The organism is Microcoleus sp. ARI1-B5 (genome assembly GCF_036705795.1).
Taxonomy (GTDB): Bacteria; Cyanobacteriota; Cyanobacteriia; order Cyanobacteriales; family Microcoleaceae; genus Microcoleus.
Window position 1 is genome coordinate 18,174 of the sequence record NZ_JAUBVK010000018.1, and the last position, 15,733, is coordinate 33,906.

Annotated in this window: 12 protein-coding genes; 9 read left to right on the plus strand and 3 right to left on the minus strand. The window is 48.8% G+C overall.

All coding sequences use genetic code 11. The features are described 5' to 3' along the window. Positions 1–527: 527 nt before the first annotated feature. The 5 genes from QUB63_RS22985 to rpmA all read left to right on the plus strand — a co-directional run bounded on the left by QUB63_RS22985 (position 528) and on the right by rpmA (position 3,569). Positions 528–1,514, plus strand: coding sequence for a hypothetical protein (locus tag QUB63_RS22985; RefSeq protein ID WP_332947639.1), 987 nt, complete (start codon positions 528–530; stop codon positions 1,512–1,514). Between the two features lie 110 nt (positions 1,515–1,624). Continuing rightward, the gene (locus QUB63_RS22990; protein WP_332947730.1) at positions 1,625–2,134 is read left to right on the plus strand and encodes a DUF3122 domain-containing protein; all 510 of its coding nucleotides are present in this window, start codon (positions 1,625–1,627) and stop codon (positions 2,132–2,134) included. 189 nt (positions 2,135–2,323) lie between these two features. Continuing rightward, the gene (locus tag QUB63_RS22995; RefSeq protein ID WP_332947640.1) at positions 2,324–2,539 is read left to right on the plus strand and encodes a hypothetical protein; all 216 of its coding nucleotides are present in this window, start codon (positions 2,324–2,326) and stop codon (positions 2,537–2,539) included. Between the two features lie 309 nt (positions 2,540–2,848). Continuing rightward, positions 2,849–3,241, plus strand: coding sequence for a 50S ribosomal protein L21 (rplU, locus tag QUB63_RS23000; RefSeq protein ID WP_332947641.1), 393 nt, complete (start codon positions 2,849–2,851; stop codon positions 3,239–3,241). A gap of 28 nt (positions 3,242–3,269) precedes the next feature. Next, a complete protein-coding gene (gene rpmA, locus QUB63_RS23005; protein WP_332947642.1) occupies positions 3,270–3,569 on the plus strand; it encodes a 50S ribosomal protein L27 in 300 nt (99 codons plus the stop codon). 334 nt (positions 3,570–3,903) lie between these two features. Here rpmA and thiS read toward each other — a convergent pair whose 3' ends face one another. Continuing rightward, positions 3,904–4,116, minus strand: coding sequence for a sulfur carrier protein ThiS (gene thiS / locus QUB63_RS23010; protein ID WP_332947643.1), 213 nt, complete (start codon positions 4,114–4,116; stop codon positions 3,904–3,906). A gap of 97 nt (positions 4,117–4,213) precedes the next feature. Further along, a complete protein-coding gene (locus QUB63_RS23015; RefSeq protein ID WP_332947644.1) occupies positions 4,214–5,296 on the minus strand; it encodes a thiamine phosphate synthase in 1,083 nt (360 codons plus the stop codon). Between the two features lie 218 nt (positions 5,297–5,514). Between QUB63_RS23015 and QUB63_RS23020 the strand changes: the two genes are divergently transcribed. After that, the gene (locus QUB63_RS23020; RefSeq protein ID WP_332947646.1) at positions 5,515–7,380 is read left to right on the plus strand and encodes a DUF1565 domain-containing protein; all 1,866 of its coding nucleotides are present in this window, start codon (positions 5,515–5,517) and stop codon (positions 7,378–7,380) included. Positions 7,381–8,291: 911 nt separating this feature from the next. On the opposite strand, the gene QUB63_RS23025 is transcribed toward QUB63_RS23020, so the two are convergent. Continuing rightward, positions 8,292–9,050 (minus strand): peptidoglycan-binding domain-containing protein, encoded by a 759-nt coding sequence (locus QUB63_RS23025; protein ID WP_332947647.1) that lies wholly within the window; start codon positions 9,048–9,050, stop codon positions 8,292–8,294. 342 nt (positions 9,051–9,392) lie between these two features. Here QUB63_RS23025 and QUB63_RS23030 point away from each other — a divergent pair, with 342 nt between their 5' ends. The 3 genes from QUB63_RS23030 (at position 9,393) to QUB63_RS23040 (ending at position 15,651) form a co-directional block, all read left to right on the plus strand. Then, entirely contained in the window at positions 9,393–11,330 is a 1,938-nt protein-coding gene (locus QUB63_RS23030) for an MSCRAMM family protein (protein ID WP_332947648.1), read from the plus strand. Between the two features lie 686 nt (positions 11,331–12,016). Further along, positions 12,017–14,566, plus strand: a complete 2,550-nt coding sequence (locus tag QUB63_RS23035) for an MSCRAMM family protein (protein WP_332947649.1) — start codon at positions 12,017–12,019, stop codon at positions 14,564–14,566. A gap of 224 nt (positions 14,567–14,790) precedes the next feature. Further along, complete coding sequence (locus QUB63_RS23040) at positions 14,791–15,651, plus strand: SDR family oxidoreductase (RefSeq protein ID WP_332947650.1); 861 nt, start codon at positions 14,791–14,793, stop codon at positions 15,649–15,651. The last annotated feature ends 82 nt before the right edge of the window (positions 15,652–15,733 follow it).

Consider the following 15,733-nt stretch of genomic DNA (forward strand, 5'->3'; position numbering starts at 1 on the left):
CTGTATAATATGCCAAATTTAGTAGATAGGCGGACTAATTCTCTAATAACACTTAGTATAGTTTTTAATTACTAACTATATAATCAGGGTTTCAGGCTTTCATCAAGCCCCGATACAAACGGTATAATGGCATTTTTAGGGTCTCATTCAAAAACTTTCCTAACGGAACTTAAACAAATTGCTGACTAAAATCGGCTTGTATTCCGCTGTGGGTAAAGAGTTTACCTCGCTCCGGGTAATGGAGGCTCAAACCCAGTTGTAGTAACAGAATAGCAAAAACGATCTGAAACCATTATAGCGACTGGGTTTGAGCCTATTTTCAAGATAAACTTTGTTTAAGTCCCGCTAAGTATTGTTAATTATTAATTTATTTAAAAAAATAATTTTAATCGGGTGTAGTTCTCACAAAAATACCTAATAAAAATACTAATAGCTCTTAGGTAACTTATGGGTATTGAGTGTTTTATAAATGTAGAAGGCAGTATTTTATAACACCTGCTATCAAAAAAGTTAAGAGGACAGCTTAAATGGCATCGGTTCAACTGACAAATCAGTTAACTACAACTGACAAGAGTATCCCGACTCCTACTCCGAATGATTTCCTTCCAACCGCAACTCGCGCTAAAGATTACCTCTTAGAAGTAGAGTTAGTTAATCAGTCTATATCAATTGATCTTTTTAAAGGTCTGAACACTAGCTACAACCCTTACGTGCAAGTTTTTCAGATACCCAAAGGCACCAGGGGTGCGAATGTAGTAGCTGATTCGGGTACTCTTGTTGCTCAGGATAATGATGGCTACGGCGTCCCCGGAGGAAACTCAAAAATACCGAGTCCTACTGCCCAATACTTCAATGGTGCTCCTCCCCCGCTTAAAAGTGTGCCTGGTGTGGACTATGTAGTCCGCGTGACTAGCTATGATGCGTTAACATCACTTCCTCAGCCTTTCACATTACAGGTTTCAACTGACCGTGGTAATGTCGCCTTGAAAGACCCCGTAACAGGTGCGACTTTAAATGCACAAGGCAACATCATCGGGGGCGGTAGCGGCGACCCTCTAACAGGCAATCTTCCCGTCCGGCGTTTCTTTGACAAGGTGGCAGGATCGCATTTTTATACCACAGACCCGTCAGAGAAAGCTGACCGACTAAACAACCCTGCTCGTTACCAGAGTGAAGGCGATGAATTTATCGCTCCAGCCAACGGTAACGCAAAGGTTCAACGCTTCTTCAATACAGCATCAGGAACCTATTTCTATACGAATAAACCTACTGATATACAGTTTATTCGCGACAACTTACCCCAGTTCCGTGCTGAGGGGGAGGTTTTCAATTCATATAACACGGCAGTTTCGGGTGCGATACCCGTCTATCGTTTTACCAACCTGGCGAGGGAACGGGAAAATCCGCAAAATATTACACACTTTTTCACCGCAAAGCCAAGCGATCGGGCGTTGGCACAGGCGAGGTCAGATTTCCGGGATGAGGGGGTTGCTTTTTATGCTCTTCCCGCCTAAGCAGGCAGTTGGATTCATCTAGGTTTAAAATGAGTAGTAGGGTGCGCCGCACGCACCCTACTTTTTTATCTATTAAACTTTTGGGTAACAAGCGATATTTTGGTCATCCCATGAACAATCTCAGTACAAAACCTTCCCTTTTCAAGGCTTTAACTGTAATTAGCTTGTGTTTGTCTCTAATCTTAGCTATCAGTCCGCCCGCCTTCGCCTCGATTCACAAGTATCCAGAAAGAGCAGACAGAGTAATGTTCCGATCCGTACAAAGCCTGCGCGACACTGATGACAGAGCGTGGCAAGTGGTTTTGTATAAGCGAGTACAGTCGGGATTGGTAAACTCTTTTAACCTGAGATTGGTAGGATTTCCCGGTACAGAATTGCAGCACCCTGTGCCGCTGAATGTTGCTGCAGGCGATCGAGAAATTGGTAAAGCCAATGATATTTGGAGCGAGTCAGAGTTGCCAATTAATGTGGGAGAATATGATTTTAAATCAATAATTACACAAGTGGAAAGCAATCAACCTTTGCGGTTAAATTTGCCCGTGAAAGGCGAAAAAGAAACAGAATTGCTGGTTCCTCCTTTTGGTGTCAGAGAATGGCGGCTGTTGTTAGATACCAAGTAAATATACTTATTCGAGCCCGCTCTCAAGTTAAAATTCAGAGAGTTGTGTGTATCAAAAATTACTATGATTAAGTATGCCAAAAGGTAGATTTAACCTATTTGAATGTAATTATGAAACAAACTAAAAGTAGAGTTAGTCAGGTGATAGAACTCCACTGTTTAAATGTGCGTGTCTTCAGGGTGAATTACTATGACTTTAATCAGTACAATTGTCCGAAAAGCTTTGGCAAGCGGTTATTTAACTGTTGAGGCAGAAGAACAGTTGCGACACCAGTTGCAGATGACTAAGTACGGTTTGGAAGATTTTGAGGCTTTTATTACTTTGCAAAAAGAGGTGATGGAAGGTAGGGTAAAACAGCAGGCTTTGGAATTGTTGCGAAGTAGCAGGTGTTCTGCGACTGCTTGAATGAAGTGCGATCCTCTGCGAGGGCTTCGCTAACGCCCTTTTGTTGGATAAATTGGATAAAAAAGTCCAGCATCTTCTATTTTATCCTTAATTTGAAATTAGTCGGGCGATCGCTTGACAAAAATACCCAAATCAGCAATAATTGTAGATTGTCTGTCTAAATCCTGCTCGGATCAGGTCGAGACATTCCAAAAGCTGGAGAGCAGTCAGCAGTCACAAGTCCACAGCCAAAAGTTCACAACTAATGACGGCAAGACCAATGACCAATGACTAACCAGCTACCTGTACGGCAAACCCAACGACTATCCCATGACCTACGCAATTATTGAGACCGGCGGCAAACAATTTCGAGTAGAACCGGGCCGCTTCTACGACATCGAACTGCTTCACGTGGAAGCTGAATCAAAAGTCACCATTGACAAAGTATTTCTGATCCAGCACGAAGACGACGTTCACATCGGCCAGCCTCTAGTAGAAAATGCCACTGTAGAAGGAACTGTTCTGCGGCATTTCCGGGGCCGCAAAGTCCTTGTCTACAAGATGAAGCCGAAAAAGAAAACTCGGAAGAAAAAAGGACACCGCCAAGAAACAACTCGCTTTATGATTGACTCCATCAGCGTCAACGGTGTTGTTTTGGCCGCGAGAGATTTGACTCAAGCAGTTGTTGAAACTCCCCAAATCGGCGAATCTGAATCAGAATAAACAATAGTAAATACAGTTTGAGGATACTATGGCCCACAAGAAAGGTACAGGCAGCACGCGCAACGGTCGCGATTCTAATTCCCAGCGTCTGGGTGTCAAGCGTTACGGCGGCCAAGTGGTTAAAGCTGGCAATATTTTGATCCGCCAGCGCGGTACGAAAGTTCACCCCGGTAATAATGTTGGTATCGGCAGAGATGATACTTTGTTTGCTTTAGTTGATGGTGTGGTGACTTTTGAAAGAAAAGGCAAAACTCGCAAGAAAGTCAGCATTTATCCTGTTGTAGCAGCACCTGTGGCTGAGCCCGCGGCTGAAGCTGTCGCAGTTTAATTGCGATATTTTGCGGCGTTGGTTAAGTCTCTTTTGTTTGTCTCACAGTTTCGATCCCCCCTAGCCCCCCTTAATAAGGGGGGTACAAGATTTTTATCAAAGTCCCTGTTAATTAACGGGATTTAGGTGTACAAGATTTTTATCAAAGTCCCTGTTAATTAACGGGATTTAGGTGTACAAGATTTTTATCAAAGTCAACCCCTACTCCCCTTATTAAGGGGAGTAGGGGTCGAGTAGGGGGTATGCGAGGGGGATCTAGACTTGACTACAAGTGACATTCCTAGGTGCTACAAATGGGTGACAATTTAAGGCTTAATTTGTCACCCATTTGTGGCTAGCCTCCTCCGACAATTGTGACAACTTCTAAGATGTCGCCCTCTTGCATTTGTGTAGTTTCCCAAAATTGTTTGTGCAGGATTTCGCCGTTGTACTCCACAGCTACTAAGCGCGGGTTTAATCCTAATTGTTCTAGTAATTTTGGTAACGGTGTGTCGATCGCACAATTGCGAGTTTCTCCGTTAACTTGTAGCGCAATTTGATCGCTCATTAGTAAAATATCAGTTTTCCGGGCGGGTTTTGTAACAAAATTATATTTGATCCACAGACTTCCTGCGCGAAACCCGCCCGGAAAATCGGCAATCAACCTAGGTTTTCGCCTGCAAAGCTTTCTGAGCTTTCAGATTCTGCATCCGAATCAACTGCGAGATGAAAAACTGCGTGACTAAAGTAGGCTGCTCTGCTTCCATAATCGATCGCACCACCGCTACCCTTTGAGCTCCGGCATTCAAGACTTCATCGAGGTTGTTGATATCAATTGAGCCGATCGCAAACCAAGGAAGCGGAGACTTACTCGCAGCATACCGCACGTAGTCCAAACCCACCGCCGGCTTGTTTGCTTTCGTCGGAGTTGCGTAGACCGGCCCAACTCCAATATAATCGGCTCCGGCATCAATAGCTCGCTGCATTTCATCGCCATTCGTTGTCGAACTGCCGATGATCCGTCCCGGACCGAGCAACCTGCGCGCTTCGGCTACAGGCAAATCTTCCTGTCCTAAGTGTACCCCGTCGGCATCCGCTGCGATCGCCAAATCCACGCGATCGTTCACAATCAGCAAAGCATCGTAGCGGTGACAAAGTTCGCACAACTGGCGCGCGTTGGCCAGCTTTACCCCGTCGTCTGAGGTTTTGTCGCGGTACTGCACCAAAGTCAGCCCGCCTTGCAAAGCAGCTTCCACGATTGTTAAAAAGTTGTATTTGGGAGAAGTTACAAGGTATAACTGCGATCGGAGTAACTGCTGGTAGCGCCGGTAAGCCAGCAAATCGCTTTCGAGAGTATAAACCCGATAGCGCATCTGCTTCAAAGCCTTGCCCATATTCGGATCGTAAACTTTGCCGTACTCTTCCAGTACGCGCAGAGCTTCTTCCACCCGAGAGAAATTCGCCGCCAGTAGCTGCTGGATGCTCGAACGCTGCTCCTCCTGCGGGTGAGTCAACTCCGTCCCCGGATCGGCCGGCGTATCCCTAGCGCTGCGCAATTCAGGGGTGTGCCAAGCAGCCAATTCCTGACGCAGTTGCTTGCACTCGAGGGCTAAATCGGCGCTGTTAAGACCAAACCTGCACCATTCTTCAATAATTCTCAACCCTTCGCGCGATCGATCGAGATTTGCATCTAAAATCCGGCAGAGGGCTGGCTGTGCCGGTAAAGTTCTGTTTTGTTTCTCGGTCATCAGAACCACCTTAATTAAACTAATCCTAGCAGTCAAACTGCTACATTGTCCCACGCCGTCTTGATTGTGGCAAAAGCGATCGACCTAACTTTGGCATCCACCGATGTAAATTTGACAAATTTTTAAGTTTTATTGAATTTGAAAAAAACAAAGCATAATGGATCAAACTCGATCTGAGTGGAATCGTTAAGCTGCATACCACACTTCGGAGGAGAGCCGTGAGGTTAGCAGAACAAAACAAAAGATTAACAGAAGAAAACCCCAGCAGGCGGGTGAGATTAAAATGCGATCGCCAAAACCCGACACGAAACAGGGGATGGGAAACTCGGCTCACAGATAAGTTGCGTTTTTTTATGCTCCTAAATTCAAAACAAATCCGGTGCAAAAAAAGTCGATCGCAAAACTCTTGTTGGAGTTATTGCCTGCTGCTCGTCTTTACCAGCACCGCCTTTGGCCACCCTCAAGCCTCGGCGATCGCTGCCGGTACCGGCTCCGTGCAGCTACTTTCGCAAGCGCCAGAGAGCGACATTAACATACTCTACGTGAGTTCTAACGGTGGCAGCGACACGGGAGGTAACGGGAGCGATCGATCTCCGTTCAAAACCCTCACCTACGCCCTAAGCGTCGCCCCGCCCAAAACAGCGATTTTACTAGCACCCGGTACTTACAGCGCTCAAAGCGGCGAAAAATTTCCGTTAATGCTCAGGCCCAGCGTGACTGTTCAAGGAAATCCCAGCACTCGCGGCCAGAATATTGTCATCAAAGGCGGAGGAGACTTTATCAGCCCGACTTCGGCGGGTCAAAACATCGCGATTTTAGGCGCAGACGGGGCGGGACTCAGCGGAGTGACGGTGACAAATACCAACTATCGCGGTTACGCTTTGTGGATCGAATCGAGTTCTCCCACAGTTGTCAACAACACTTTTTCGGGGAGCACTCACGACGGCATTTCCGTAGTCGGTACTGGAAGGCCGACGATTGGCGGGAATTTTTTCTCGAAAAATGGAGCTAACGGGATTACGATTTTTGGCAGTTCCCGCCCGGAAGTTCGAGATAATGTGTTTGAAGACACCGGATTTGGGGTGAATGTAGCGCAAAACGCTTCACCTTTGTTAATCGGCAACAAAATTACTCGGAATAAGGACGGCGTGGTGGTGCAAGCTGATGCTAGACCGGTGCTGCGCAACAATTATATCGAGAGTAACCGGCGGGACGGCATTGTGGCGATATCCAGAGCTCTGCCGGATTTGGGAACTTCGGCGGAACCGGGGGGCAATGTGATTCGCAACAACGGCCAGTACGATGTCAACAATGCAGCCAAAGGTCAAGTAATCCCAGCTTACGGCAATCAATTGTTGAGCAACCGGACGACTGGATCGGTTGATGTGGCGGGAAATTTTAGCCCGCCTCCGCCCATTGGGGGAAGTGCTTTGCAGCAGGCGGCCGATCGACCTCCGAGTATCGGCGGCCCAGAAACTTCTCTCCCTGCTTACACTCCCGGGCGGCTAACTCCCCGAGTCGAAAGAGCGCCAATTGCGCCACCAGCGCCCGTTTCCAGGCGACAGGCACCCGCCAGCACTCAGTTGCGGCCTCTGCTTCCTCCGAGAAATGCCGCTCCTGCTGGGGAAGGAACAGGGGCGATCGCAATTCCTGTACCAGATCCAGATTCTCGATCGGTGCGGGAGAGTTCGGTACAGCAACCAATGATTCCTCCCAATTTTGATAGTTCGAGTTCGGTTGCTTCCGAGGGTAAATTGCCAGTTCCAGGCCGCAACATTCCTCTAGGAAGGGGCGGCTACGTACCTGCTGTTTTAGGGGGGAATTCTTTGCCCGATGTCCGGGATAGTTCGCCGTCAGTCGATCGAGCTTCCGCTTTGGGTTTCCGGTATCGAGTTGTCGTGGATGCCGAGAGTTCGGGCGCTCGGCAAAAAATCCTATCCCTGGTTCCCGATGCTTTTCGGACTTTTACCAACGGGCGATCGGTGATGCAAGCCGGTGCTTTTCGGGAGCGCGAAAAAGCTGAGGAATTGCTACAAATTCTCACCGCTAATGGCTTGAATGCTCGCATTGAAGATATCAAATAACAGTTGACAGTTGACAGTTGACAGTTGACAGTAGTCAGTAGTCAGTAGTCATTAGACCTCTTTCAAAAATAACTAGGACGGGCCAAGAGGGCCCGTTCCACAAAAAACATTTTTTCTTGTGGAACGGGCCCTCTTGGCCCGTTCCAAAATTTTATTAAAAGGACTTTTGCAAGAGGTCTATTAGTTTGTCAACTGTCCACTGTCAACTTTCCACTACCAACTGTCAACTGTCCACTGTCAACTGTCCACTGTCAACTATTTTAGGGCCTAGCATATCGGATGCCAGACCCTAAAACATTGGTAATTTAATCTGATTCAAGTGGGTTTTTAGCTCTGCTGAGATTCAGCAAACAACTACTACTAAGGTGGACTTTTTGGCAAGTGCTCTGCGAGCGAGCTAGCTAATAGCGGAGCCTATTCAGACTTCTGTGTTTGATTGTGCGATCGCAATTCTAACTTGATAACTTTATGATTTCTCAAATCGCCTCAAGCTACTTCACAAATTCCGAGCGCAATGTCAACCTTTCTTTGCTAATAAACTACACGATTCAGGCGTTGCCTGCGAACTAGAGCCGATCGGGACAAATACTCTAATTCAAAAATTTTTATCCAAGTTTTTTGTGCTTCTTGGTTCTGCCCCTCATGTATTTAAACTAACACTAACTTCGCCCATGAGAATACTTTATTTACCAAAGTTAACACTTTTTGACGCGCCGAAATACTTCCGAAAGCAATTATTAACAATTTGTACGCTCGGTAGGTGGCAGAATGTGCAGTTTGCCAAGAAAATCTAGACGAGGACTTAGGCAGAAACCGGGTTTTTTTAGCAAAATACGGCGTTACATCCAGAGTTATAGGTGAAAAACCCGGTTTCTTGAGTCTTGCTGCATCCTTGACTGTACACCTTGCTTTCACCGCAGCAGAGCTTCCCAAGTGGCGTGGCCGACAATGCCGTCTGCTGGGAGTTGATATTGTCGCTGAGCAGCCTTGACAGCAGCTTGAGTTTCTGGCCCGAACACGCCGTCAGCACTCGCGCGCAAAAATCCCTTGGCCCGGAGCCGCTCTTGCAAATCTCTGACTGCTGGGCCGCGCATTCGTCTTCTCAAAACCGGAAAATTGGTGGGCTGCTGTTGGGGGTTAATCTCTGTGTTGTCGGCAGTTTGGGGAGCGTTGGCGATCGGGTTTTCGATCGCGCCCTCCGACGCTGGAAACAGCCGGTTCCAAGTATCTTGACCGACTATGCCGTCTGGGGCGATGCCTGCTGCTTCCTGGAACTGAGACACGGCTTTAGCAGTGCTTTGCGAGAAAATCCCGTCTACACTGTCAGCGTAAAATCCCAGTAATTTAAGAGCAGCTTGGAGTTCGGTAACTTCTGAGCCGCGGCTGCCTTCTTTGAGGGCGGGGCGGACGATCGCACCTGTTTGGGCGATCGAACTGTTATTGTTATCGGGTTCGGAGGTAGGTAGCTGTGCCGCAGCAGGAGTAGAGGCGATCGCGCCCAGTGCCAAAAAACCGCACAAACTCCAGCCGAGGAGCAAATTCGGCACCTCGCGGGCTTTATTCCAGCTTGCTGTCAGGTTTCGGGACATGGGAAATTCGACCTCTGCAAAACTTGGTAGCGATCGTACATCAAATCTGGCAAAAATTGGCCCGCGCAGGGCATGGGGCATCGGGAAGAAGGCCCGCGCAGGGCATGGGGCATCGGGAAGAAGGCATCGGGCATTTCATTACTCGTTCTACTCGTTACCAGGCTCTGCCTGGTAACGGATATTCGGAGGCTCTGCCTCGATCTTGGTAACGGATATCCCGAGCAAGAGCCTCCATCTTCCCAACCGAGGCTCTTCCTCTGGATATTGGTTCCAAGGCTCTGCCTTGGAACCAGTTAATCTCCCAATCTCCCACTCACTTTGATAAAAAAAATTAATCCCCTAAAATAGCTGCAATGGGCAAAAAAACTGCTAGATTGCCGTAGAGCAAAGATTAAAGCGCGTTCATTTGGCCCCACCAACACCATGACCGAATCCAGCAACCCCCCCAGAACCGCCAGCCAAATAGACATCGGCAATGTGAACATCGGCAACTTCCAAGTCGGCAGCATCAGCGGCAACAAATACAACGACTTCAACGCCAACGGCCGCCCCGATTTCCCAGATGTGCCAATTCCCAACTGGCAAATCTACCTCGACATCAATAACAACGGCAGGCCCGACTCGGGCGAACCTTCCACCCTCACCAACGCCCAAGGCAACTACATCTTCGTCAACCTGCCGGCGGGAACTTACCAAGTTAGGGAAGTCCAGCAGCCGAACTTTCGCCAAACTACGCCAAATCCGGCACCCATCACGATTACCAGCGGCACAAACGCTGGGAATATCAATTTTGGCAACAACTTCAACGCCGGGACGATCGCAGGTACAAAATTCAACGACATCAACAGCAACGGCCGCCAAGACTTCGGCGAACCACCCCTAGCTAACTGGCAAATCTACCTCGACCTCAACCGCAACAACCGGATCGACGGCGGCGAACCTTCTACTATTACAAACCTTCAAGGCAATTACGCTTTTGTCAATATTCCCGCAGATACATATTTGGTGAGAGAAGTCCAGCAACCGGGTTTTCGCCAAACTACGCCCGACCCGGGCCCGATTAACGTTACTTCCAACGCCACTATCACCAACGTCAATTTTGGCAATGTGTTTTTTGTCGGCAGCATCAGCGGCCTCAAGTTCAATGACCTCAATGCCAACAGCGTCCGAGATGCGACAGATCCGCCTCTGGCCAACTGGCAAATTTACCTCGACCTCAACGCCAACAACAGGTTAGATCCGGGCGAACCGAATACTATCACTAACCCGATCGGCAACTACACTTTTGCCAATGTTTCCCCGGGCCGGTATTTGGTGAGGGAAGTCCAGCAACCGGGATGGATACAGACTACGCCAAATCCAGGGCCGATCGACATTACGGGCAATACCAACGCTGTCGGGGTCAATTTCGGCAACAATTTCCCCACCGGCAGCATCAGCGGCTTTAAGTTCAACGACCTCAACTCTAACGGTGTCAACGAACCGACGGAACCGAGAGTTGCCAACTGGCCGATTTACCTCGACACCAACAACAACAACGCCCGAGATCCCAACGAACCTTCGACTTTAACAAACCCCCAAGGTAATTTCTCTTTTATCAACTTGTCTCCAGGCATTTATTCGGTGAGGGAAGTTCCGCAGCCCGGTTTCCGACAAACTACGCCAAATCCGACTCCGATTACCGTGGGTAACGGCACAAATGCCACCAATCTCAGCTTTGGTAACGTGTTGGTGACGGGTACGATCAGCGGTGTCAAATTTAACGATTTTAACGCCAACGGTCGGCTAGATGCCGGGGAACCGCCGATCGCCAATACCCAAATTTACATCGACCTCAATAACAACAGCCGTTTAGATCCGGGCGAAGCGAGTACCTTTAGCGACAGTCAGGGCAATTACAGTTTCCGCAACGTTCCGGTAGGTAGTTATGTTGTCCGCGAAGTTCAGTCGCCCGGTTTCATTCTAACGACTGGGCCTGCGATAGTTGTTGTCTCGGCAGACGTTCGGGCCAGCAGCATCGATTTGCTCACCGGAGATCCTGAAAGTCGATCGGCTAAATCCTTGAATGGCGACCAACAGACGGATGCTAGCAGCTATGCGGGGCCGGAAGTTGCGGGTAATCTTGGGGCGGATAGCTTGCTGTCGTTCGCGGATCGCGATCGTTATCAAATTAGCGATCTTTTGCTCGATCGACAAGCGGCGAATTTAGGCAATATTCCTAACTTTGGGCAACAGAATGTCGGTATGGAGCCTAATACACAAATCGGTGGATTTGTCAATAAAAATGAATTAATTAATTGGGCTCTGGGAAACTCGATCGTGCCGGTGGGGGAAGCAGGATTTGTCGGTGATTTAGGGTGACAACCAGCACTTCTAGGCGCAGCTATCCCTCAGGGGCCCAATCGCCCCCAATCCCAAACAGCAGATAAAAATCAGCAAGAGGTTAAAGGGCGATCTCGTGATACCCTATTGTTTGGCAACCTCCAACACTCAAGCGTAAGTTCCGGGAGCCCCGAAGCTGGTTTGTATATTGGGTGCAATATTCAGAGGCAGTAGCATCTCTGTGAGTGAGAAACTATCAGACAGTCCCCCCAACCCCGACCGGCATATTTCCAGGCAAAGCAAATCGGCTCCAGTCCGGTAGCTCGATCGGTCTAAAGTTTGTTGCCAAGAGGCAATCCCAGAGGCTGCGATGCCTCTTCACAGCGAACCATGACAAACAGGAACGATGCCCCCGGAGTAGATATCGGGGGGAGCACTCAGTCAAGGCCCCCTTAGGGCTTGAACCAGCAAGTATGTAGGGACAGAGAAGGCGTGCAAATCTTGAAGATGTTGGCCTCAAATTGCCAGGGCTCTTCAAAACCTGATATACTTGCCAGCGACAAAGCTTGAGGCATTGTTGTGTGAGATGGGGAACATTGCCTCAAGTGCAGACGTATGTAAAATCGAGTGGCAATTGTCAGCGACTAGCAAAAACTACTCAGCTATTGACAAACCCATACAGTAGTCTGTAATTTACGTGGATTTAGGTGTGAAGGAGAGAAATCATGGCAGAAACAGATAATACTCAAGAACGTATTGCCCAGCAATTACAGGTTGGGAATACAGGCCCGGCAATTTTAGGTATCAAGTTCAATGACTTGAACGCGGATGGGATCAGACAGGCAAATGAACCAGGTCTCCGGGATATCCCCATTCTCCTCGAACCTGCAATAGCCAGTAACGGTCAAGCAAGCAATGGCCAATTCAATGCAGCTAACGGGGATGTCTCCGTCCTTACAGACGCTAACGGAGGGTTCTCGTTCATAAATCTTGCTCCCGGCAACTACGTACTCACAGAAACCACCGTACCGGCTGGTTTCCGTACCACGACTCCGAATCCCCTCGCTGTCACTGTTGGAAACACAAACGCCAACGTTTTCTTTGGCAACACCCAACTTGTGGGCAGCCGGATTGTTGGATGCAAATACTTAGACATAGATGCCGACGGCTTTCGAGACGGGAATGAACCGGGGATTAAAAATGTCAGGATATATCTAGACGGCAGCAACGGTAGCGTCCCCAACGGCCGATTAGATGCAGGGGAACTCAACACATTAACAGACAAAAATGGTGCGTGGTCGTTTAATGTAACACCTGGAACCTACAGAGTTCGGGAAGAACGAGTCAACGGCATCAGCGGAGAACCCCTAGAAAGAGATTTCCCCCAAAGCACCCCACCCAACAACATTCCCGTACTGGACGTAACAGTAGCTGCCGGTCAAACTTTTGCCTGCGCTCAAGTTGGCGACACTCCGCTGTATCAAATTGAAATTAACAAATTTCGGGACATAGACCGCAGCGGCACCCGAAATGTTGTAAGTGGAGTTTTGGAACCCCCGATTGCTAACGTACCCTTCATTTTAGATTTGAACGGGAACGGTCGCTGGGATCAAGCATCAGAACCCATCGCTATCACCGATGCAGGCGGAGTGGCTACCTTCAGGGATTTGAGAGCTGCCAATTACTCTGTCTTGGAAATTTTTCCAGCGACACTGCCCGGTGGCGGTGCCCCTGGCAACCTCAATGCTCCAGTCTCAACTACTCCTAACCCCGTTGTGGTTTCGGCGCCAGGCCCGCAAGCACGGTTCCAGGGTACGATCAGCAGAGAGCAACCGATCTTAGTAACAGATTCAACCTATACACTGAAACCAAACGACCCTAAATTCGTAGATACGAACCGCGACGGCGTTCAACAGGCTGGGGAAACTTCTATTGCAGCAACGGGTGTACGACCGATTTTTGCCAACACGCCTTTACCTTTCCCAGCGACTAACCCGTCACCAGCACTTACCTTTACTCCTGTGGGAGCTAATACTGGCAACGGAACGAATTCTGGTGTGGGAAACACTCTACCTAACATCACTGTATTCAAATACAATGACCTGAACGGAAACGGTCGCTTCGAGCCAACTCAGGGTGAAGCACCAATTGCCGGTGTCTCTGTCTTCCTTGACACCAACAATAATGGCACTCCTGACGCCGGAGAACAACAAATACAGACTAATGCTCAAGGAAGAGGAGCATTTACCAACTTAGCGACGGGCAATTACACGGTGCGGGAAGTCGTACCGGCTGGTTTTTCGCCTTCGACAACTGCTGGTGTTCCGGTAACTCTCAACCTTCAGGACGCTAACGTTACTTTTGCCAACACCCCGAACAGCAACATCACCGGTTGCAAATTCGAGGACTATAACTTGAACGGCTATCGAGACGGAAACGAACCGGCAATTAGCGGCGTTACTGTTTTTCTCGATACCAATAACAACGGCGGCCTCGATGCAGGGGAAGCAACTACCACTACCGATCAGTTTGGTACTTTTGCTTTCAGAAATTTGCGTCCCGGTACTTACAACCTGCGAGAAGTACCTCCTCCTGGTTTCTTCCAGACGACTCAACCGCTCAATATCGTTTTGGGCCCCAATCAAACCTTTACTTGCGCTTTGATTGGCAACTCTCGCCGCTATGATTTGTTAGTTCCAAAATTCCGAGACGACAACCGCAACGGCATACAAGACTCGGGCGAACCGCCTCTTGCTAATGTTCCATTTACTTTGGATTTGAACCGGAACGGTCGCTACGATGCCGCCACTGAGCCGCTGGTCAGAACGAACGCGCAAGGGATTGCTCTATTCCCGAATTTGTTCCCGGCCACTTACTCGGTTTTGGAAGTTTTCGACGATCCGAACGTTCCCAATGCGTTCCCCATCCGAACGGGGCCTAATCCTGTTAGCTTTAACGTACCGGGCCCCAATACTGTGCCTTCGCCGGCAAATCGCACAGCGAGCTCAATAACAACTGCTACTGAGGAATTCGATCCGTTGACTGGCGGCACTGGTGTGGTGGCTGCTAGCACCGATTCTTTGACTAACGGCGGCAGTTCAACCGATGCTGTGGTGAAGGCGCTCAGCGTCGATGCCTTGCTCGCACCGAGTGGAGTTGTGACCAATTTTGACGATCCTGCCTTGAGAATGGCGAGTTCGCTGACTTTTGTGCCGACCGAACAGAAGTCTCCCGATTTAGTGTTGGGTGCTCCTGATCCAATCCGAGTGTTCTAATCTAAAGTTGGGTCTCTGGTTTGAGACTCAACTATTAGTAATTAGCTAGTTTAAACTGCACGTCAAACATGATTTTGGGGTGCAGTTTGCTGTTGTGCCGATCGTAACAAGCGGGTGTCGATCGCACAAACTGTCTTTAGTAGTAGACTGCGATCGGCAAAAAGAACGATTCCCCGCCCCAAGAAAACCTTTATTTATAGAGGTAGAACTTAGAGGAATATGTTATGCCAACTCAACAACAAACCAATCCGGCTCAACATCAAGAACAGCAACCGGGCATTGAATCCCAAATGACGCCTGCACCTGAATCCTTCGCCTCCGAATATCGCGGCAGCGATAAATTGCGCGGCAAAGTAGCCTTAATTACCGGCGGAGACAGCGGTATCGGGCGCGCCGTGGCTCTTGCTTTTGCTAAGGAAGGGGCCGACGTGGCGATCGGCTATCTCAACGAAGATGAAGATGCTAACAAGACTAAAGGGGCGATCGAACAACTCGGCCGCCGCTGTCTGGCGATCGCCGGAGACATCGGCGAAGAAAGCACCTGTAAAAACCTTGTAGAACAAACAGTTAAAGAATTCGGCCACCTCGACATCCTCGTCAACAACGCTGCGGAACAACATCCCCAAGAAAGTATTGAAGACATCACCGCCGAACAATTAGAGCGCACCTTCCGCACCAACATTTTCTCAATGTTTTACCTGACAAAAGCGGCTCTTAAACATTTAAAAGAAGGCAGTGCAATTATCAACACCACTTCAGTCACCGCCTACAAAGGCAACGAACAATTGCTAGATTACTCCTCCACAAAAGGAGCAATTGTTGCCTTTACTCGCTCTTTGTCTCAAAGTTTAGCTGAGAAAGGAATTCGCGTCAACGGAGTAGCCCCCGGCCCGATTTGGACGCCGCTAATTCCTGCAACTTTCCCCGAAGAAAAAGTGGCCACATTTGGTGCAGACACGCCCTTGGGACGCCCCGGTCAACCCGATGAAGTTGCTCCCAGTTACGTGTTTTTAGCTTCAAAAGATTCGTCTTACATGACGGGTCAAATTTTGCATCCCAACGGCGGCTCTGTAATTAACGGCTAGAATCATTTAAATCTCGATGCCGAGCGGGCAAAACCTCCAATCTTTGATGGCAACTCACAAGTTAAATAAACCCGTCCCCCAC